This window comes from Hephaestia mangrovi (assembly GCF_019880555.1).
GTDB classification, from domain to species: domain Bacteria; phylum Pseudomonadota; class Alphaproteobacteria; order Sphingomonadales; family Sphingomonadaceae; genus Sphingomonas; species Sphingomonas mangrovi.
This window is the reverse complement of record NZ_JAINVU010000002.1, coordinates 617,285-637,357: the sequence shown is the minus strand read 5'-3', so window position 1 is coordinate 637,357 and position 20,073 is coordinate 617,285. Positions and strand designations below refer to the sequence as shown.

General features: G+C 65.0%; 15 protein-coding genes. 8 read left to right on the top strand and 7 right to left on the bottom strand.

Annotation, left to right across the window (positions count from 1 at the left end; genetic code table 11):
- Positions 1-312: a hypothetical protein gene (locus tag K7G81_RS06920; RefSeq protein WP_223029990.1), complete on the bottom strand. Its 312-nt coding sequence runs from the start codon at positions 310-312 to the stop codon at positions 1-3.
- Positions 313-421: 109 nt separating this feature from the next.
- On the opposite strand from K7G81_RS06920, the gene K7G81_RS06915 reads away from it, so the two are divergent.
- Positions 422-2,200 (top strand): cation:proton antiporter domain-containing protein, encoded by a 1,779-nt coding sequence (locus K7G81_RS06915; RefSeq protein ID WP_223029989.1) that lies wholly within the window; start codon positions 422-424, stop codon positions 2,198-2,200.
- A gap of 96 nt (positions 2,201-2,296) precedes the next feature.
- The gene (locus K7G81_RS06910) at positions 2,297-2,878 is read left to right on the top strand and encodes a CC0125/CC1285 family lipoprotein (RefSeq protein WP_223029988.1); all 582 of its coding nucleotides are present in this window, start codon (positions 2,297-2,299) and stop codon (positions 2,876-2,878) included.
- 397 nt (positions 2,879-3,275) lie between these two features.
- Here K7G81_RS06910 and secA read toward each other — a convergent pair whose 3' ends face one another.
- From secA to K7G81_RS06890, 4 genes are all read right to left on the bottom strand, one after another.
- Complete coding sequence (gene secA / locus K7G81_RS06905) at positions 3,276-6,026, bottom strand: preprotein translocase subunit SecA (RefSeq protein ID WP_223029987.1); 2,751 nt, start codon at positions 6,024-6,026, stop codon at positions 3,276-3,278.
- 101 nt (positions 6,027-6,127) lie between these two features.
- Positions 6,128-6,415, bottom strand: a complete 288-nt coding sequence (locus tag K7G81_RS06900; RefSeq protein WP_223029986.1) for a hypothetical protein — start codon at positions 6,413-6,415, stop codon at positions 6,128-6,130.
- An 86-nt stretch (positions 6,416-6,501) separates the two neighbouring features.
- On the bottom strand, positions 6,502-7,032 hold the full coding sequence (locus K7G81_RS06895) for an energy transducer TonB (RefSeq protein ID WP_223029985.1): 531 nt from the start codon (positions 7,030-7,032) through the stop codon (positions 6,502-6,504).
- A gap of 241 nt (positions 7,033-7,273) precedes the next feature.
- Entirely contained in the window at positions 7,274-7,726 is a 453-nt protein-coding gene (locus K7G81_RS06890; RefSeq protein WP_223029984.1) for an energy transducer TonB, read from the bottom strand.
- 73 nt (positions 7,727-7,799) lie between these two features.
- Between K7G81_RS06890 and argJ the strand changes: the two genes are divergently transcribed.
- From argJ to K7G81_RS06870, 4 genes are all read left to right on the top strand, one after another.
- Entirely contained in the window at positions 7,800-9,029 is a 1,230-nt protein-coding gene (argJ, locus tag K7G81_RS06885; protein WP_223029983.1) for a bifunctional glutamate N-acetyltransferase/amino-acid acetyltransferase ArgJ, read from the top strand.
- A 55-nt stretch (positions 9,030-9,084) separates the two neighbouring features.
- Entirely contained in the window at positions 9,085-10,149 is a 1,065-nt protein-coding gene (locus K7G81_RS06880; RefSeq protein WP_439649533.1) for a peptidoglycan DD-metalloendopeptidase family protein, read from the top strand.
- Between the two features lie 269 nt (positions 10,150-10,418).
- The gene (gene tyrS, locus K7G81_RS06875; protein ID WP_223029981.1) at positions 10,419-11,645 is read left to right on the top strand and encodes a tyrosine--tRNA ligase; all 1,227 of its coding nucleotides are present in this window, start codon (positions 10,419-10,421) and stop codon (positions 11,643-11,645) included.
- Positions 11,646-11,740: 95 nt separating this feature from the next.
- The gene (locus tag K7G81_RS06870; RefSeq protein WP_223029980.1) at positions 11,741-12,061 is read left to right on the top strand and encodes a PilZ domain-containing protein; all 321 of its coding nucleotides are present in this window, start codon (positions 11,741-11,743) and stop codon (positions 12,059-12,061) included.
- Here K7G81_RS06870 and K7G81_RS06865 read toward each other — a convergent pair.
- Positions 12,058-13,902: a non-ribosomal peptide synthetase gene (locus tag K7G81_RS06865; protein ID WP_223029979.1), complete on the bottom strand. Its 1,845-nt coding sequence runs from the start codon at positions 13,900-13,902 to the stop codon at positions 12,058-12,060. The genes K7G81_RS06870 and K7G81_RS06865 overlap by 4 nt on opposite strands.
- Before the next feature lie 109 nt (positions 13,903-14,011).
- On the bottom strand, positions 14,012-16,072 hold the full coding sequence (gene recG / locus K7G81_RS06860) for an ATP-dependent DNA helicase RecG (protein WP_223029978.1): 2,061 nt from the start codon (positions 16,070-16,072) through the stop codon (positions 14,012-14,014).
- 175 nt (positions 16,073-16,247) lie between these two features.
- Here recG and K7G81_RS06855 point away from each other — a divergent pair, with 175 nt between their 5' ends.
- Positions 16,248-16,514 carry an FAD assembly factor SdhE gene (locus K7G81_RS06855; protein ID WP_223029977.1) on the top strand — a complete coding sequence of 89 codons (267 nt, stop codon included), beginning with the start codon at positions 16,248-16,250 and terminating at the stop codon, positions 16,512-16,514.
- A 101-nt stretch (positions 16,515-16,615) separates the two neighbouring features.
- The gene (mfd, locus tag K7G81_RS06850; protein WP_223029976.1) at positions 16,616-20,071 is read left to right on the top strand and encodes a transcription-repair coupling factor; all 3,456 of its coding nucleotides are present in this window, start codon (positions 16,616-16,618) and stop codon (positions 20,069-20,071) included.
- Positions 20,072-20,073: the final 2 nt, after the last annotated feature.

The following is a 20,073-nucleotide window of genomic DNA, read 5'->3' as shown; positions in this document are numbered from 1 at the left end:
TCAGGACTTGCCGAACAGGCCCGCGGCAAGCCCGCTGAGGCTCGACAGCCCGCCCTGCGATTCGATCAGGCTCGCGAACTGCGCCAGCGAGCCTTCGCCGCCGATATGGCCGACGATCTGCTGCAGCACGTCGGTGGACAGGCCGGTCGTCTGCGACGCCTGCGTCACCGTGTCGCCCGGTTGCGGGTGCGCATGGGCCAGCGCCGCCACCGCCTGCTCGACCTGGTCTTGTGACAGGCCGACCTTCGCAGCGAGATTCGCAATATCGACATTTTCTGCAACCTGTCCGAGCAATCCGTCGAGCAGTCCCATCACACACCTCCGCATTTCGTGAAGCTCCGTATCGCTTAGCACGAAAAAATGCGGCGAGCGAGGCACGGAGCGGCTGACAAGCCGGGGCGCATCGGCTTTAACCAACGGCATGGCGATCGGGCTCGAAGATGCTGGATTCAGTGACGCACTGGTGATCCTGGGCGCGGCGGGGCTGGTGATCCCTGCCTTCGCGCGCTTCAAGGTCAGCCCGGTGATCGGTTTCATCCTGGTCGGCATTCTGGTTGGCCCGGCGGGGCTCGGCGCGCTCGTCCCGCAGGCGCCGTGGCTCTATTACGTCACCATCACCGATGCGCACGCGATCGAGCCGTTCGCCGAATTCGGCATCATCCTGCTGCTGTTCTCGATCGGGCTGGAGCTGTCGCTGAAACGGCTGTGGTCGATGCGCGGGCTGGTCTTCGGGCTGGGCGCCGCCGAGTTGATCGGGTCTGGTCTCATCATCGGGCTGGCATTGCACCTGCTCGGGCAAGGTTGGGGCGGCGCGATCGGGCTGGGGCTGGCGCTGGCGCTGTCCTCCACCGCGCTGGTCCTGCCGATCGCCGGCACCGCCAGCGCCGTCGGCCGGTCCGCTTTCGCGATGCTGCTGTTCGAGGATCTGGCGCTGGTGCCGATCATCTTCGTGCTTGGCGCGATGGCGCCGACCGCCAGCGACAACGGCTGGGCCGGCCTCGCCCATGTCGCGCTTTCCGGCGGTCTTACGGTGATGGTGATGTTCGTCGGCGGCCGCTTCGTGCTGCCGCGATTGTTTGCTCAGGCGGCGCGGACCAAGAGCCCCGAACTGTTCCTTGCTGCCTCGCTGCTTGTTGTGATTGTCGCCAGCCTCGCCACCACCGCGGCGGGCCTGTCGCCGATCGTCGGCGCCTTGCTCGCCGGCCTGCTGATCGCGGAAACCGAATATCACAGCGAAGTCGAGGTCATCACCGCACCGTTCAAGGGCCTGGCGCTCGGCGTGTTTCTGATCTCGGTCGGCATGAGCCTCGATCTCCGGCTGGTGATGCACAATTGGCAGATGCTGCTGCTGGCGGTGCTCGGCGTGGTGATCGTCAAGGCGCTCGTCACGTTCGCCTTGTTGCGCGTCACCGGCGCTCGCAACGGCGTCGCCGCCGAAGCCGGCGTGCTGATGGCCAGCCCTTCGGAAACCACGCTGATCGTGCTCGGCGTCGCGACCGAGGCGCAATTGATCCACGGGTCCACCGCGGCTTTCTGGCAGACCGTCACCGCGATCGGCCTCACCATCACCCCGCTGCTCGCCCGTTTCGGCCAGTTCGCAGCGCGGCGGATCGAGCGCCGGCTTGGGGGTGACGAACCCGAGATCGAGACCGATCCCGAGGGGCCGGGCACCGTGGTCATCGGCTTCGGCCGCGTCGGCCGGCTGGTGGCCGACATGCTCGCCGCGCACGATCAGAAATATGTCGCGGTCGAAGCCGATATCGATACGGTGAACGCCGCGCGCCGCCAGGGATACCCGGTGATCTTCGGCGATGTCGCGCGCTCGGAGCTGGTCGATCGCCTCAATCTCGGACGCGCCAAGGCGCTGATCCTGACGATGGACGATCCGGTGTTGACGATCCGCATCACCCGCCGCGTGCGCGGCTGGGTACCGGCACTGCCGATCATCGCGCGCGCGCGCGATACCGCCCATGCCGCGCAGCTTTATCGCGCCGGCGCCACCGATGCGGTGCCCGAAACGGTCGAAAGCTCGCTGCAACTTTCCGAAGCGGTGCTGGTCGATCTCGGCGTGGCGATGGGGCCGGTGATCGCCTCGATCCACGAGAAGCGTGATGAGCTTCGCCGCGCGATCAAGGACGCCGCCGAGCTCGACCGAGAGCCGCGCCTGCGCCGTTCGAAACTGGGCGAAACGCCCGCCTGAAGATCTCCAAAAGTGGCGGAACTGCGCTGGTTTGCGCGCGTTCCGTTACGTAAGGCGGAACCGCATCGTCCGCGCTTTCCGCCCGTGGAGAGTATAATGTCGATATTGCCGTCCAACCGCCGCCCGCTGCTCCTCGCCGCCGTCGCGGCTGCCACGCTGGCGCTCGCCGGCTGCGAGAGCGCGACGACCTATCATCCCGCGACCGGCCATGGCTTCAACCGCGAGGGCTTCAGCGAGCAGCGGATCGAGGCCAATCGTTTCATGGTCAGCTTCGCAGGCAATTCGGTCACCTCGCGCGATACGGTCGAACGCTACCTGCTCTATCGCGCAGCGGAACTCACCGTGCAGAACGGATATGACTGGTTCGAACTGGTCGATCGCAACACCGACCGCAAGACGCGGACCTACGTCATTGATCCCTTCCGTCCCGGCCCGTGGGGGTATTGGGGCGTGAGCTGGCGTTACCACCGTCCGGGCTTCGGCTGGGGCTTTTACGATCCCTTCTGGGGCGATCCGTGGGGTCCGGTCGACGTCAACACGATCGACAAATATGATGCGCATGCCGAGATCGTGATGGGCCATGGCGAGCGCCCGTCAGGCGATGTCCACGCCTTCGACGCGCGCGACGTGATCCAGAACCTCGGCCCCACGATCGTGATGCCCGGCGCGCGCCGATAATCCGGCTCGTCACCCAAAAGTCCGGCTTGGTGCTTCTGCGGCGAACGTCAGATCGGCGTAACTAGTCGGCCGGACCTGAAGTTCGCCTCCCCATCGTCGTCATGCTGAACTTGTTTCAGCATCCATGGCGCTCCGCCAACCAGCGCGCTTGGCGTTAATTCTGGTCAGGGCGAGGCGAAAAGCGCGGCCTTCAAGAATCGGCACGCAGCGCCGCAAAGCGCAGAAAACCGCGCTTTGCAGCCCGCCACGAACCCTAGGGTCGGTCGACATTCAGGAGGTGGCGGAGCGAAAATGGTGGATTTCCGCGACCCGGAGCGCAGCGGACTACAGGTCCGTGAGCACCGGAAGCGCGGAGAGCCGCGCTTTGCAGCCCGCTAGAACTGAATGTCGATCGGCCCTAAACCTGTTCGGCCCCGATCGCGCCGTGGCAATGCTTGTATTTGCGTCCCGATCCGCACGGGCACGGCGCATTGCGGCTGACGCGCCCTTCCCAGCTTGCCGGATCCTCGCCCAGCGTCTCGCCTTCCGGGCTGGCCGCGCCCAGCGTCGGCGTCCGCGCCGTCACCGTGCCCAGCGTGCCGCCGTCGATATCGGCGCTGTCGTCCTCGCCGCTGAACGGGTCGAAGTGCGAGGTGATGAAATCGGGCAGATCGGGGAGCGGCGGCGGGGCTTGCATCTGGAACTGGGCGTGCGCGACGGTCCGCGTCACGTCCTCGCGAATCGAGTTCAGCATCCGCTCGAAAAGCGCGAACGCTTCCGACTTGTATTCGTTGAGCGGCGTCTTCTGCGCATAGGCGCGCAGGTGGACCACCTGGCGTAGCGCGTCGAGCGTCGACAGATGCTCCTTCCAGTGATGGTCCAGATTCTGCAGCAGGATCGACTTTTCGACGCTGCGCCAGCTTTGCGGATCGATCTCCGCCGATTTGTCGGCAACCAGCGCATCGGCCATTTCGCGCGCGCGCTCCTCGATCATTTCGGCGTCGACCGAATCTTCCTGCAGCCAGGCATCGATCGGCGGCTCGATGTTGAGCAACTCGGCGAAGCGCGCCTTCATGCCCTCGACGTCCCATTGCTCGGGATAGCTGCCCGGCGGGCAGGCATCGCCGACCACGGCGTTGACCGTCTCCGCGCGCATGTCCTCGACGATCTCGGTAACGTCCTCGGTTTCCATGATGTCGGCGCGCTGCTCGTAGATCACCTTGCGCTGATCGTTCATCACGTCGTCATATTCGACGACCTGCTTGCGGATATCATAGTTCCGCGCCTCGACCTTCTTCTGCGCGGTCTCGATCGCCTTGGAGAGCCATTTCGATCCGATCGCCTCGCCGTCCTCGATGTTGGATCGCATCATCTTGGCGAACAAGGTGTCCGGCCCGAAGATGCGCAACAGATCGTCGTCGAGGCTGAGGTAGAAGCGGCTGAGGCCCGGATCGCCCTGGCGGCCCGAACGGCCGCGCAGCTGGTTGTCGATGCGCCGGCTCTCGTGCCGCTCGGTGCCAAGCACGAACAGTCCGCCGGCATCGAGCACTTCCTGTTTCTCCGCCTCGATCTCCTGGCGGATCCGCTCGATCGCGGCGTCGCGCTCGGGGCCGTCGGGCATTTCGGCGAGCTCGTCGCCGACCCGGAATTCCAGGTTGCCGCCGAGCTGGATGTCGGTGCCGCGGCCGGCCATGTTGGTCGCGATCGTCACCGCCGACTTGCGGCCCGCCTGCGCGACGATATGCGCCTCCATCTCGTGGAAGCGCGCGTTCAAGACCTTGTGCGCGACCTTTTCCTGCTCGAGGAATTCGGACAGCATCTCGGATTTTTCGATCGACACCGTGCCGACCAGCACCGGCTGCCCGCGGTCGGCGTGGATCTTGATCTTCTTGGCGATCGCTTTGAACTTGTCCTGCGTGTTCTTGTAGAACTCGTCCTCCTCGTCGACGCGGTTGATCGGCCGGTTGGTCGGGATGGTGACGACGTTCATCTTGTAGATGTCGTAGAATTCCGCCGCCTCGGTCGCCGCGGTGCCGGTCATGCCCGAGAGCTTTGGATACATGCGGAAATAATTCTGGAAGGTGATCGAGGCGAGCGTCTGGTTCTCCGGCTCGATATTGACGCCTTCCTTGGCCTCGACCGCCTGGTGCAGCCCGTCCGACCAGCGCCGGCCGTCCATCATGCGCCCGGTGAATTCGTCGATGATGACGACCTTGCCGTCCTTGACGATATAATCGATGTCGCGCTTGAACATCACGTTGGCGCGCAGGCTCTGGTTGAGGTGGTGCACCACCTGCGTATTCTCGAAATCGTAGAGGTTGCTGCCCTGCAGCAGCCCCGCATCCTCGAGCATCCGCTCGGCGCGTTCGGTGCCGTCTTCGGTGAGGACGATCGTGCGCATCTTCTCGTCGAACTCGTAATCCTCGGGCGCGAACTGCTTCACGACGGCATCGACCTTCATGTACAGTTCGGATTTGTCGTCGGTCGGGCCCGAGATGATCAGCGGCGTCCGCGCTTCGTCGATCAGGATCGAGTCGACCTCGTCGACGATCGCGAAGTTGAACGGCCGCTGCACCATGCCCGAGCGTTCGTACTTCATGTTGTCGCGCAGGTAATCGAAGCCGAATTCGTTGTTGGTGCCGTAGGTGATGTCCGAACCATAAGCGTCGCGCCGCTCCTGGTCGGAGAGGTTGGGCACGATCACGCCCACGGTGAGGCCGAGGAAGCGATAGATCTGCCCCATCCACTCGGCGTCGCGCTTGGCGAGATAATCGTTGACCGTCACGACATGCGCGCCGGTCCCCGGCAGCGCGTTGAGATAGGTCGCCAGCGTCGCGACCAGCGTCTTGCCCTCGCCGGTCCGCATTTCGGCGATTTCGCCGCGGTGGAGCACGATGCCGCCGACCATCTGCACGTCGAAATGCCGCATGCCCAGCACGCGCTTCGAGGCTTCGCGCACCGTCGCAAACGCTTCGGGCAGCAGGTCGTCGAGCGTCTCACCAGCCGCCAGCCGCTCGCGGAACAGCATTGTCTGATTGGCGAGGTCGGCGTCCGACAGCGCTTCCATCTGCGGCTCGAGCTTGGCGATCCTGGCGATGATCGGGTTGAGCGACTTGACGTAACGGTCGTTGGACGAGCCGAAAATCGATTTGGCGAAATTGCCGAACATGCTGATACCCTTGATGATTATGCGCGCCGCGCGCGGTCGTCCGGCGCGGCATCAAATGACGATGCGAGGAAAAGCGAGGCCCGGCCCCGCCGGCGCCGTTGCTATTCGAGCCGGCGCTCGGGCGCCGCGCGGCCCATCGCCACGATCGGCTGCCGCGGGGCGATTATCGCGATCCTGCGAACATCGGGCCGTGCCGTCTCGGGCGCGAACGCCCGCGCGACCGTGCGCACCGCCAGCGCCTTCACCGCGATCGACACCTGATCGGGCGCTTCTGCCACCTGCGCTAGGCTGCCGGTCTCGGCGACCGCCGCGCGCGCGACAGCCGACGGACCGGCGTTGAAGCCGGCCAACCCCGCAATCATCGCGTAGATCAGCAGCAGCAGGTTCATCTTACCCCGTTATCCGGCCCTGAGCGGACGATGGCTGTCCAGATAGGTGCGACGAACGGATTCGTCCAATGGAAATCGGGCACGCGTCACTGATCGTCGCCGCCGCCACCCTGCTGGCTGTCCTGCGCCTGTTGCGCCTGCTTTTGTTCGGCCGAAACCGATTGGTTGTAGATTTCCGCCGGGGACGGGCCCGTCTGGCCGCTAAATCCGTCGAGCGTATCGGGCGCTGCGGCGGCGAGCTGCCACACCATCGCCGATTGCCATTCGCCGGCCACCGCATTGCCCGATGCGTCATGCGCGGGCTTGAACCGGCCGTTGGTCACCAGCAGCGCGCAGGTCGTGCTGTCAAGCAATGCCGATCCGCTGCTCTTGGCGATGTCGCATTCGGTGATGCGGCCTTGCGGGTCGAGCTCGAGCTTGAACTCGGTGCGTCCTTGCACACCCGCCGCCTTGGCTTCGGGTGGGTAGGCGCTGGCGGGAAACCAGCTCGCGGGATTGCCGATCGGCGTCGCCAACGGTGCAGTGGATACGGGCGTCGCGGCGGTCTGGGCCGAAACGGGCGCTGCCGCGAAGATGCAAAGGCCGGCCGCTATGCCAGAAACGCGAATGGAACTCACCGAATACAATCCTCGTCGCCATCGTTGAACCGGGAAACACGAATCCTACTACGAGGACACCGCAATGTCACCGCCCTAGCATGGCGGAATCGACGTTCGCCTGAGTTCGCCTCAAAAGCCTCGTCATGCTGAACTCGTTTCAGCATCCATGAAGCATCCGCAGCCGGCAAGGCGCCCCCCTTTGACCAACGAGCCAGCCTGTATCGGCTTGGCCGCCGTCAGTCCTGGATGTCGATCGGCTTTAGGACGTCAATTGCCACCTGATCCGAAAGCTGTCCGATATCGCCGGAATCGCATGGCCGGCGGCATCCGTTGCCGGTACGAAGCGGCCTCGCCTCATCACGATATCGCACGTGCCCTGATCGAGATCGGCGTAACCGCTGCTTTGCACAACGCGGCAGCGGATCGGAACGCCGTCCGAATCGACTGCGACTTTCACACGCACGCTCCCTTCCTCCCCGGCTCGCAACGCGGTCGGGGGATAGGAATCGGGGTCGAACCACGCTCCGGGACTGCCCAGTGGCTTCGGCATCAGGCCCGCGGCATTCGCTATTTTTCCCGGCGCTTCGGCAGCGAGCGCCTGCAGCACCCGGCGTTCGTCGATGAACCGTTCAACGCGCCCTTGCACCGCCAATCCGGCGAGGAACAGGATCGCCACGATCAACACCCCGCACGCGGCCCGCACCACGATCATCGATGATTTGCCTGATCCCACAATCACGCTAACAGCTCCCCCGTCGCCGATACGCTAATACCGGAGCGCCGCCATGTCATCGTCCCGTTCACCGCTCGCCCCGAGCGGTTTTCCCGAACTGCCGGTCATCGCCGGCGTGACGCTGCGTGTCGCCCGCGCGCGCTACAAGACGTGGGACCGCTGCGATCTCACGTTCGCCGCGCTCGATCCCGGTACCAGCGTCGCCGGCGTGCTGACGCAGAGCAAATGCCCCTCGCCCGAGGTCGAATGGTGTCGCAAGGTGCTCCCGCTCGGCACCGCGCGCGCGCTGGTGGTCAATGCCGGCAATTCGAATGCCTTCACCGGCAACCGCGGCCGTGCCGCCGTCGAAGCGATCGCCGCGCGCGTCGCCGGGGCGACCGGCTGCCAGCCGTCGGACGTGCTGGTCGCCTCCACCGGGGTGATCGGCGTGCCGCTGCCGATCGACAAGGCCGAGGCCGGGCTCGACGCCGCGTTCGCCGCGCCGGTCTGCGGCTGGGAAGATGCCGCCGCGACAATCATGACCACCGACACCTTCGCCAAGGCCGCGACCACCAGCGCGATCGTCGATGGCCGCACGATCAATCTCGTCGGCATCATCAAGGGCTCGGGGATGATCGCGCCGGACATGGCGACGATGCTCGGCTTCATCTTCACCGACGCGGCGGTCGAGCCCGGCTTCCTTCAGGCTGCACTCGACGCGGCGAACCGCACCACTTTCTCTTGCATCACCGTCGATGGCGATACGTCGACCAGCGACACCGTGCTCGCCTTCGCCACCGGCAAGGCGGGTAACGCCCCGCTCGCCCGCGCCGACGATCCCGGCGCCGACGCCTTTGCCGCCGCGCTCGGCGATCTGTGCCGTCAGCTCGCCCAGCTCGTCGTGCGCGATGGCGAGGGTGCGACCAAGTTCGTCGAGATCGCCGTCACCGGCGCCGAAAGCGACGCCAGCGCGCATCGGATCGCGATGTCGATCGCCAATTCGCCGCTGGTCAAGACGGCGATCGCCGGCGAGGATGCCAATTGGGGCCGCGTCGTCATGGCGGTCGGCAAGGCCGGCGAACCCGCTGAGCGCGATCGGCTGGCTATCCGCTTCGGCGATACGCAGGTCGCCGCCGGCGGCCTCGCGGTCGAAGGCTATGACGAGGCGCCGGTTGCCGCGCACCTCAAGGGCAGCGACATCGAGATCGGCGTCGATCTCGGCCTCGGCGATGGCCGCGCCACCGTCTGGACGTGCGACCTCACGCATGGTTACATTTCGATCAACGCTGATTATCGCAGCTGATCGCGGGGCGGCCGGGTTGGAGCTCGCCGCGCAAATGGGGGATCGGATGAACGAGATGCGCGCGCCGCTTGCCTTGCTGGGCCTTGCAATGTTGCTCGGCGGGTGCATCCCCCAGGTCGCGCCGCCGCCGGATTATTATCGCAGTGCCAATAACCCGGCTCCCGCCCCCTCCCGTGCCGGCGAGGAGCAGGTTTCCGCGCTGCCGGCATCGCAACCAGCCTGGGAAGCCCATCCCGCGACGCCCACCGGCCGGTTCGTCCCGGCATCGACCTATACCGTCCGGCCCGGCGACACGCTGCGCCGGATCGCCGATCGCACCGGCGCCGGAATCCTCGCGATCGCGCGCGCCAACGGGCTGTCGCAACCTTATGCCGTCACGCCCGGCGAGCAGCTCACCATTCCCGGCGGCCGCTATCATCTCATCGTTCGCGGCGACACCGGCATCGCCATCGCCCAGGCCTATGGCGTTCATTGGTCGGACATTATCGACGCCAACGGCCTCAGCGAGCCGTATCTGCTGCGCGCCGGCTGGCGGCTGCTGATTCCCGGCGGCGGCACCCCGCCCCCACTGCCGTCGGGTTCGACGGCCGCGCAACGCGCTGCTGCCTTCCATCTCGATATCGGCGATCTCGTCACTGGCTCCGAACCGGCGCTTGCCGGCAATGCCCGGCCCGCCGCACCTAGTTCTACCTCGCGTCGCGTGCTTGCTTCAACCACGCCGATCGAGACGCCCTCGAAACTGATCGGCGGTTTTTCCTGGCCGGTGCACGGTCGCGTCGTCACCGGCTTCGGTCCGGGCAAGAGCGGCGTGCGCAGTGACGGCATCCAGATCGCCGTCCCCGAAGGCACGCCGGTACTCGCGGCGGCCGATGGTGTCGTCGCCTATGTCGGCAGCAGCATCCCCTCGCTGGGCGGCCTGGTAATCGTCAAACATGGCGACGGCTACACCACCGTCTACGGCAACGCGAAAGAGTTGCTGGTCCGCCGCGGCCAGTCGGTCAAGCGCGGTCAGGAGATCGCGGTATCGGGTGAAACCGGCGCGGTCGATCAGCCCAGTGTGCACTTCGAAATCCGCAAGGGCCGCGATCCTGTCGATCCGCTCGGCAAGCTGTCGGGATAGGGTTCAACCCTCCTCATTTCGCTGGAAATGTTGGAGATTTGCTGCGACACGAATCGCCATGCAGCAGGTACGCGCCACGTTGAACCGCATGGTTGAATCTTGTCGTTCGTCGCACCGTGAGCAAAGGCGCGCGACACTCTCCACTTTCTCCACTTCACCCGGAGTCACTGGCTCCGAAAAACGGCATTTCCGGCTTCGTTCTTCGGCGCGACGCATGCGCTTTCGGCGGGATGACGGTCGCTGATCGCCATGCTAAGCGCGCCTCCGTCATGACGACTTACAGCTCAGATCTGCTCCGCCTGCTCGATCAGCGCGGCTATATCCACCAGCTCACCGACGCCGCCGGGCTCGATGCCCTCGCGGTGAAGGGTATCGTGCCCGGCTACATCGGCTTCGATCCCACCGCGCCCTCGCTTCACGTCGGCAGCCTGGTGCAGATCATGCTGTTGCGCCGCCTTCAGCAGGCCGGCCACAAGCCGATCGTGCTGATGGGCGGCGGTACCGGCAAGATCGGCGATCCCTCGTTCAAGGACGAGGCGCGCAAGCTGATGACGACGGAGACGATCGCCGGCAACATTGCCTCGATCAAGCAGGTGTTCGAACGGTTCCTGACCTTCGGCGATGGTCCGTCGGATGCGATCATGCTCGACAATGCCGATTGGCTCGACAAGCTCGAATATATCCCGTTCCTGCGCGATGTCGGCCAGCATTTCTCGGTCAACCGGATGCTCAGCTTCGATTCGGTCAAGCTCCGGCTCGATCGCGAGCAATCGTTGTCGTTCCTCGAATTCAACTACATGATCCTGCAGGCCTACGATTTCCTCGAACTGTCGCGCCGCGCCGGATGCCGGCTGCAGATGGGCGGATCGGATCAATGGGGCAATATCGTCAACGGCATCGAGCTTGCGCGCCGCATGGACGGCACAGAGGTCTATGGCGTCACGACGCCGCTCATCACCACCGCCGATGGCGGCAAGATGGGCAAGACGGTGTCGGGGGCGGTGTGGCTCAACGAGGCGCAGCTCTCGGCCTATGATTACTGGCAGTTCTGGCGCAACACCGACGATCGCGACGTCGGCCGCTTCATGCGCTTGTTCACTGACATTCCGCTTGACGAGATCGCCCGGCTCGAGGCGCTCGAAGGCGCCGAGATCAACGAGGCCAAGAAAGTGCTCGCCGATGCCGCTACCGCGATGTGTCGCGGCGAGGCCGCTGCCGCCGAAGCCGCCGAAACCGCGCGCAAGACGTTCGAAGAAGGAACGGCCGGCGAAGCCTTGCCGAGCCACGCCGTTTCCGCCGGCGAAATCGGCATCGTCGATGCGCTCGTCGCGCTCGGCCTCGTCGCCTCGAAAGGCGAAGCGCGGCGACTCATCAAGGGCGGCGGCGCCCGCGTCGATGGCGAAAAGGTGTCGGACGAAAATCTCGTCATCAACGTCGGCGGCGAAAACGTCAGGATTTCCGCGGGCAAGAAGCATCACGGGCTGCTCACGCGTTAACCCTGGCAAGGTTTCGTCAACCAGCTTCGTTGCCGCGTGATTTACGCTTGTGTCTTTATTTATCAGACATCCCAGCCAATGGGAGGGGCGCAGATATGAGTGGTTACGCACGGCTGGCGGTCAAGGATGACCGTCTTGTCGCGAGAGACGAGGTTCATTACCGGACGCGGGGTTTCGGCGCCGCGGCGCAACCGCTCAACCTGCTCATCGTCAATATCTCCGCGCTCGGCCTGATGGCCCGCTGCGAGGCCTCGTTCGAAACCGGCGATCGCATCAGGGTGACGCTTCCCGTCGTCGGCGTCGTGGTCGCCGAAGTCCGCTGGTCGCTCGGCGGCCGGATCGGTTGCCAGCTCGACCAGCCGATCGCGCTCAGCGATTATTACGAGCTGCTCGCGATCATGGTGAAGAACCGCTAGCTGCGAAGCGCCGCGCGGACTTCCTCATCAGACAATTGCGCCACATGTTGCGCGATCCGTGCCTCGATCCTGGCCGCGAACGCGCCGATCGTATCGGCCTCGAAAAGATCGCTGAGCTCGATCTTCACGGCGAACACCTCCCGGCAGCGGACGACTACCTCCGTCGCCTGCAGCGATTGGCCGCCGAGCAGGAAAAAATTGTCGTCCAGCACAACGTGGTCCACACCGATCACGTCGCCCACGATATCGGCTACCCTGCGCTCCGCCAGTGACAGGTCGTCACCGCACCGAACGGGTCTTTCGTCCGACGCTGGCGTCGGCAGTGCGGCAAAATCAATCTTGCCGTTTCGGGTGAGGGGCACTGCATCGATGCAGATGAACGCCCGCGGAATATAGGCGCGCGGCAGGCGATCGTAGAGAAATCGACGCAATTCGATCGCCCCAGGCGGGCGCGACGGGTCGGTCGGTACGATATGGGCGATCAGCGATCTACCGCCGTCGGTCTCCGGCGCCGTGACGATCGCCGTTGCAACGTCGGCATGTGTCTGGAGAGCGAGGGCGATTTCGTTAAGCTCGATCCGTACACCGCCGATCTTGACCTGCCGGTCGCCCCGCCCGCAAAACGCAATCTCGCCGTTGGCAAGCAACCGGCCGCGATCACCTGTGCGATACATCCGCGCACCACGAACACCGGAGAAGGGATCGGGGCGAAACCGGGCCGCCGTCAGCGCTGGCTTGTTGCGGTAGCCTCGCCCAACGCTTTTACCGGCGATCCAGATTTCGCCCTCAGTTCCCGGCGGAACCGGACGCTGCGCCTCGTCGAGCAGATGAATGGCGACGCCGCCGATCGGGCGTCCGATCGCCGGCAAGCCGCGATTGTTTGCGGTGCCCGCGGGAACCAGCGCCCACGTTGCCTCGCAGGTACATTCGGTCGGTCCGTAATTATTGACCAGGTCAAAGGGCAGGTCTCGGCGCGGATAAGCGCGCAGAACGTCACCCCCGGTCAGCAGATAGCGAAGTGGCGTATCGGCCGGCCAATCCATCGCGATCAAGGCTTCGGCGATAGCGGTCGGCACGGTGGCGATCGTGATCCCTTGATCGAGCAATTCGCGATACAGGAGTTTGGGGGAGTTGCGGACGATGTCGCTCATGACATGAACCGTCGCTCCCGCCGTCAACGCAGGCCATAATTCCCAGATCGCCGCATCGAACGCGAGCCCGAGCGAGAGGCTGACGCGATCGTTCTCGCTGATATCGAACGCCTCGTGCGTCCAATTGACGAGGTTGATCAGGTTGCCATGCGTAATTTCGGCCGCGTTTGGTGATCCGGTCGATCCCGAGGTGTACGCAATATAAGCCAGATCTTCGGCATCGATGTCGAAGGGGAACTCCACTGAGCGGCGACGCCGTTCCTGGCTTACGACCACCGCAATATCAGGATGATCGGCGGCTCGGACGTCGTCCGTAACGATCGCTGCGGCGCCGGCGTCCGCGATCAGCGATCTGGCTCGTTCTACGGGGTCGGTGGGATCCAGGCTCATGAATGCCCCGCCGGCGCGGAGTATCGCCAGACAGGCGATGATATGCTCGGGAGACCGATCAAGCCGAGCTGCAACGACGGCTCCGCGCTCCACACCCCGATCCGCGAGTCTCTCCGCCAGAAATCCGGAGCGGTCGAGCAACTCGCCACGCGTAATATCGCGATTGCCATCCCGAATCGCGATAGCGGAGGGATCAGACGCTGCCATCTCCGATACCAGCCGGTGAACCGGGGCCTGCCGGTCGGAATGGTCTTCCCGGCGACCTAATCCGGCGGCTAATTTGCGGAGGTAGCGCGACATTCTTCCTCTCGTCGTGGCAAGTGCTATACTTCCCCATGCCAGACGCCTGTTAACGGAATGCCAATCCGTTCATCGCGGCTTTCATCCGATTTGGAGTTTTCAACGCCGATCAGCCGGACCGTAGCAGCTCGACGCCAGCGTCCCTGTCGAAGAGGTAGAGCGCTATTCGCGCAGCCTCTCCCCGCTCGCCTCGAAGGCCACCGTCGCGATCGATCAGCAGCCGGGCGTCATCAGTGGCAACAGGCAACAGGTCGCCGAGCATCTCCGGCGTCGCCAGGCGAAACGCCGCCTCACCCGATTGGCGTGTGCCGAGCAGCTCTCCGGCACCGCGCAGCCGCAGATCCTCCTCGGCAATGCGGAAGCCGTCGTTGGTCTCGCGCATCAGCGCCAGGCGCGCCCGCGCGGTTTCGCTCAGATTGCCGCCGCGGATCAGCAGGCAGTTCGACGCCTCACTCCCCCGTCCGACCCGGCCGCGAAGCTGGTGGAGCTGGGCGAGGCCGAAGCGATCAGCATGCTCGATGACGATCAGCGTGGCATTGGGAACGTCGACGCCGACCTCGATCACCGTGGTGGCGACGAGAACGCCGGTGCGGCCGCCCGCAAAATCGGCCATCACCGCGTCTTTCTCCGGCCCCTTCATGCGGCCGTGAACGAGCCCGACCTTGTCGCCGAAACGGGCGCGCAAAGTGGCGGCGCGATCCTCGGCTGCGGCGAGATCGGATTTTTCGCTTTCCTCGACCAGCGGGCAGACCCAATAGGCCTGGCCGCCGGCCGCGAGATGGCGACCGAGCGCCTCGACGACGTCGGGAAGACGATCCTCGGAGATGACGCGGGTTTCGATCGGCTGACGACCGGGCGGCATTTCGTCGAGGCGGCTTTGGTCCATCTCGCCGTATTGCGCGAGGGTAAGCGTGCGCGGGATCGGCGTGGCGGTCATGGCAAGGAGATGCGGCGGGCGTTCGGCCTTTTGGGTCAATAGCATCCGCTGCGCGACACCGAAGCGATGCTGTTCGTCGACCACGACGAGACCGAGCTCCTTGTACGCGACCGCCTGCTGGAAGATCGCATGCGTGCCAACGAGGATATGGATCGAGCCATCGGCAAGCCCCATGAGCGTCGCTTCACGCGTGCGCCCCTTGTCGCGGCCGGTGAGGATCGCGAGGTTGACCGGCAGCCCCGCGAGCAGGCGCTGCAGCGTCTCGAAATGCTGGCGAGCGAGGATTTCGGTGGGCGCGAGGAAGGCGGCTTGCGCCCCTGCCTCGACCGCGATCAGCATCGCCATCGCGGCAACCAGCGTCTTGCCGGCGCCGACGTCACCTTGCAGCAAGCGGAGCATCGGCTGCGATTGCGCCATATCGCCCTCTATCTCGGCAACGCTGCGCGATTGCGCCCCCGTCGGCGCGTAAGGAAGATTGAGCATCGCACGCAACCGCCCGTCGCCGGCGAGCGGCCAGCCGCGACGGCCACGCGAGGCGGCCCGGACAAGCATCAGTGCGAGCTGGTTGGCGAACACTTCATCATAAGCGAGCCGCGTCCGGGCGATGGCGTCAGCCGGATCGGCATGGATACGGGCGAGCGCTTCGCGCCAATGTGGCCATTGGTGGCGCGCCCTGAGGCCCGGCTCGATCCATTCGGGAAGATCGGGAGCGCGTTCTATCGCTTGCGCAGCGAGCTGCCCCATGCGGCGTGCGGTAAGGCCTTCGGACAACGGATAGATCGCCTCGCGCTCGGGCTGATCGGCGGCCTCTTCGGGGGCAAGGACATAATCGGGATGAACGATTTGCAGGTCCTGGCCATATTGTTCCAGCCGACCGGAAATGCGGCGGGGCTCATTCAACGGCAGCAGCTTCTTCACCCAGCCGGTCGAGCCGCCGAAATAGACCAGGCTGACGTAATTGCCGTGAGCATCGATGGCGCGCACGCGCGTCGGGCCACGGCCGGCGCTGGTGCGATAGTCGACCGGCGTCAGCGTGATCGCGATGGTGCGGCCGACATCGGCCTGCATCAACTCGTCTCGGGGCACGCGATCGATGAAACCGGTCGGCAAATGGAACGCGGCGTCGACGACCCGCGCAATGCCCAGGCGTTCGAGCGGCTTGGCCAATTGCGGACCGATGCCCTTGAGCGCGGTGATCTCGGCGAACAGCGGATTGAGGATTTCGGGGCGCATGACTATCTGGGTTCTACTCCACACCCGTTCGGGCTGAGCTTGTCGAAGCCCCGTCCTTCTTCTGCCTCGACGTAACGGAAAGGACGGCCCTTCGACAAGCGCGGGGCGAGCGGGCGTTGATTCGGTGCCGACTGCCGTCGAACGGCTGCCGGCCGATTGCCTATGGGACGAAAGCATGGATCGACAAACCCGAATGAAACGCCTGCGCTTTCGCGCCTGGCACCGCGGCACGAAGGAGGCCGATCTGCTAATCGGCGGCTTTTTCGACACGCATTCGGCGAACTGGTCGGATCAGGAAGTCGACTGGTTCGAGACACTGCTGGAAGAGCAGGACGTCGACATCATGGGCTGGGCGATCGGGTCGATCGCCGTCCCTGCGCGTTGGGAGGGGCCGATGATGACGCAGTTGAAGGCACTGGGATACGTGCCCGTCGCTGAATAGCCCCGTTCGCCCTGAGCTTGTCGAAGGGCCGTTCTATCTTCCCACCACGAAAAGTGCGGTGCTTCGACAAGCTCAGCACGACCGGATTTTCTCACGACCCCATGCCCGATCTCTCTAAAATCCTCTCGGCAAAGGAGCCGCTGACGCTCTCGGGCGTCCCAGCGGGATTCCTGCCTTGGCTGCTCGCCGATCTGGCGCGTGCGGCGGACAAACGCGCCGTCTTCGTTGCCGCGGACGAGGCCGAGATGCGCGCGGTTGCCGCGACAGCCGCCTATTTCGCGCCAGAGCTTGACGTGTTCAGCTACCCGGCCTGGGACTGTCTGCCTTACGATCGCGCCTCGCCGACGCTCCGCGTGATGGCCGAGCGGCTGGCCGCGCTGCACAAATTGCAACAGCCGGCGAAAGCGCCGCAGTTGATGGTGACGACCGCCAACGCTGTCACACAGCGCACGCTCACTCCGTTCCGCATCCGCCAGCTCGTCGCGCGTCTCGCGCCCGGCGAGCGAATCGGGCGCGACACGCTCGCCGAATTGCTCCAGGCCAATGGCTATCACCGCGTCGAGACCGTTGCCGATTCGGGCGAATTCGCGGTCCGCGGCGGCCTCGTCGATCTGTTCCCGAGCGGCGAGGAACAGGCGCTCCGGCTCGATTTCTTCGGCGACGAGATCGAGAGCGTGCGTACCTTCGATCCCGCCGACCAACGCACCACCGGTCGCGTCGACAGTTTTACGCTGCTCCCTGCTTCCGAAGCACTGCTCGATGCCGATTCGATCAAGCGTTTCCGCAGCCGTTATCGCGAGACGTTCGGGGCGACCGCTACCGGCGATCCACTCTACCAGGCGATCTCCGACGGCCGTCGTCTCGCCGGCATGGAGCATTGGCTGCCGCTGTTCGAGGAAAAGCTGGCGACGCTGTTCGACCATCTCGATGCCGACACCGTGATCGTCCGCGACGCCGGCGTCCCCGGCGCCGACGAGGCGCGGTTCGAAGCCATTGCCGACTATCACGCCAACCGGGTCCGCGCGCAATCGAACGACCCTGGCAGTTACCGTCCGCTGCCGGCCGCTGCGCTCTACCTGACTCCCGAGGAAATGTCCGAGCGAGACAAGGCTGCCAGAGCGCACCTCGCCACCCCGTTTCATGAGCCAGAGAGCGCCACCGTTCTCGATTTCGGCGTTGACGGCGCGCGCGATTTTGCGCCCGAGCGCGCGAGCGGTGCCAATATCTACGAAGCTGTCGTCAAGCATGTCGAGCGGCTGCGGCGGCAAGACAAGAAGGTGGTTCTGGCCAGCTATTCGGTTGGAGCGCGTGAGCGGCTCGCCGGGCTACTTGCCGATCATGGCTTGCCGCACGGGCGCCAGACCGACGACTGGCAGCACGCGCTCGGCGCCGCGCAAACGCACGTCGCGCTGATCGTCCTGCCGCTCGATCACGGCTTCACCACGCCGGACGTCGCGTTGTTGACCGAACAGGACATGCTCGGCGACCGGCTCGTCCGCCGTGCCAAACGTCGCAAGTCGGCCGACGCCTTTTTGGCCGAGCTCGCGTCGCTTACGCCGGGCGACCTCGTCGTCCACGTCGATCATGGCATCGGCCGCTATGACGGATTGACCTCGATCCCGGTTGGCCAAGCACCGCACGATTGCGTCGCGCTGAGCTACGCCGGCGGCGACAAACTCTATGTGCCGGTCGAAAATCTCGAGGTTCTGAGCCGCTACGGGTCGAGCGAGGACGGAGCGTCCCTCGACAAGCTCGGCGGCGAGGCGTGGCAGCGCCGCAAGAGCCGCATGAAGGAGCGCATCCGCGAGATCGCCGGCGAGCTGATCGCCGTCGCCGCTGAGCGTGCCCTGCGCCAGGGCGAGGTCGCCGAGCCCGATTCACAGGGTTATGCCGCGTTCGTCGATCGCTTCCCCTTCGCCGAAACCGATGACCAGGAACGCGCGATCGGCGACGCGCTTGACGATCTCGCGGCGGGCAAGCCGATGGATCGGTTGATCGTCGGTGACGTCGGCTTCGGCAAGACCGAGGTGGCTTTGCGCGCCGCCTTCGTCGCGGCGATGGCCGGGATGCAGGTAGCGGTGGTGTGTCCGACGACGCTGCTCGCGCGTCAACATTTCCAGAACTTTACCGCGCGCTTTGAAGGCTTTCCGATAAGAATCGGTGCGTTATCCCGCCTGGTTTCCGCCAACCATGCGAAATCGACGCGAGAGGGCCTGGCGGACGGGACGATCGATATCGTCGTCGGCACGCATGCGGTGCTCGCCAAGTCGGTCGAGTTCAAGCGGCTTGGCTTGGTTATCGTCGATGAGGAACAGCGGTTCGGCGTCACCCACAAGGAGCGGCTGAAGGCGCTGAAGAACGACGTCCACGTCCTCACGCTCACCGCGACGCCGATCCCGCGCACGCTGCAGATGGCGATGTCGGGCTTGCGCGAACTGTCGGTGATCCAGACGCCGCCGGTCGACCGCCTTGCCGTGCGCACTTACGTGATGCCGTGGGATCCGGTAGTGATCCGCGAGGCGCTGTTGCGCGAACATTATCGCGGCGGGCAGAGCTTCATCGTCACGCCGCGCATCGCCGACCTTCCCGACATCGAGGAATTCCTGCGCGAGGAAGTGCCCGAGGTGCGCTACGTCATCGCCCACGGTCAGATGGCGCCGAGCGAGGTTGAGGAGCGCATGAGCGCCTTCTACGACAAGCGCTACGAGGTTCTCGTTTCAACCACGATCGTGGAGAGCGGCCTCGATATTCCGAGCGCCAACACGATGATCATCAACCGCGCCGATCGCTTCGGCATGGCGCAGCTTTATCAGCTTCGCGGTCGCGTCGGCCGCGCTAAGACGCGCGCCTACGCCTATCTGACGACGCCACCCGACCGCATCATGACCGATACCGCCGAAAAGCGGCTCAAGGTGCTGAGCGATCTCGACAGTCTTGGTGCAGGCTTCCAGCTCGCCAGCCACGATCTGGACATACGCGGCGCCGGGAATCTGCTTGGCGACGAGCAATCCGGGCATATCAAGGAAGTCGGCTACGAACTCTACCAGTCGATGCTGGAAGAGGCGATCCTCGAGGCCAAGGCTGGCGGCGCGCTGCAACGCCCGCGCGACTTCTCGCCGCAGATCACCGTCGATGCGCCGATCCTCATTCCCGACGACTATGTGCCCGATCTCGATCTCCGCATGGGGCTTTACCGCCGCCTCAATGAGGTCGACGACAAGGCCGGTATCGAGGCCTTCGCCGCCGAGTTGATCGACCGGTTCGGCAAGTTGCCCGAGCCGACCGAGAATTTGATCCGGCTGATGGAAATCAAGCTTAACGCCAAGAAGGCATGCGTCGCGAAGATCGAATTGGGGCCGCGCGGCGCCCTGGTGTCATTTCATGACGACAAGCCGCCCAATGTCGATGGCCTGCTCGCTTATGTCGCGCGTCTCGATGGCGTCGCCAAGCTGCGCCCAGACAGCAAGCTCGTCATCACCCGGGCGTGGAATGATCCCAGGAGCCGCCTCAACGGCGCGCTGCAGCTATCGAAAGGGCTGGCCAAGGCGATGGCGTAGGT

Bases quoted from the DNA above. Each gene is read 5' to 3' on its own strand.
- K7G81_RS06920 (WP_223029990.1), bottom strand. From the start codon at position 312: ATGGGACTGCTCGACGGATTGCTCGGACAGGTTGCAGAAAATGTCGAT.
- K7G81_RS06915 (WP_223029989.1), top strand. From the start codon at position 422: ATGGCGATCGGGCTCGAAGATGCTGGATTCAGTGACGCACTGGTGATC.
- K7G81_RS06910 (WP_223029988.1), top strand. From the start codon at position 2,297: ATGTCGATATTGCCGTCCAACCGCCGCCCGCTGCTCCTCGCCGCCGTC.
- secA (WP_223029987.1), bottom strand. From the start codon at position 6,026: ATGTTCGGCAATTTCGCCAAATCGATTTTCGGCTCGTCCAACGACCGT.
- K7G81_RS06900 (WP_223029986.1), bottom strand. From the start codon at position 6,415: ATGAACCTGCTGCTGCTGATCTACGCGATGATTGCGGGGTTGGCCGGC.
- K7G81_RS06890 (WP_223029984.1), bottom strand. From the start codon at position 7,726: ATGATCGTGGTGCGGGCCGCGTGCGGGGTGTTGATCGTGGCGATCCTG.
- argJ (WP_223029983.1), top strand. From the start codon at position 7,800: ATGTCATCGTCCCGTTCACCGCTCGCCCCGAGCGGTTTTCCCGAACTG.
- K7G81_RS06880 (WP_439649533.1), top strand. From the start codon at position 9,085: ATGCGCGCGCCGCTTGCCTTGCTGGGCCTTGCAATGTTGCTCGGCGGG.
- tyrS (WP_223029981.1), top strand. From the start codon at position 10,419: ATGACGACTTACAGCTCAGATCTGCTCCGCCTGCTCGATCAGCGCGGC.
- K7G81_RS06870 (WP_223029980.1), top strand. From the start codon at position 11,741: ATGAGTGGTTACGCACGGCTGGCGGTCAAGGATGACCGTCTTGTCGCG.
- K7G81_RS06865 (WP_223029979.1), bottom strand. From the start codon at position 13,902: ATGTCGCGCTACCTCCGCAAATTAGCCGCCGGATTAGGTCGCCGGGAA.
- recG (WP_223029978.1), bottom strand. From the start codon at position 16,072: ATGCGCCCCGAAATCCTCAATCCGCTGTTCGCCGAGATCACCGCGCTC.
- K7G81_RS06855 (WP_223029977.1), top strand. From the start codon at position 16,248: ATGGATCGACAAACCCGAATGAAACGCCTGCGCTTTCGCGCCTGGCAC.
- mfd (WP_223029976.1), top strand. From the start codon at position 16,616: ATGCCCGATCTCTCTAAAATCCTCTCGGCAAAGGAGCCGCTGACGCTC.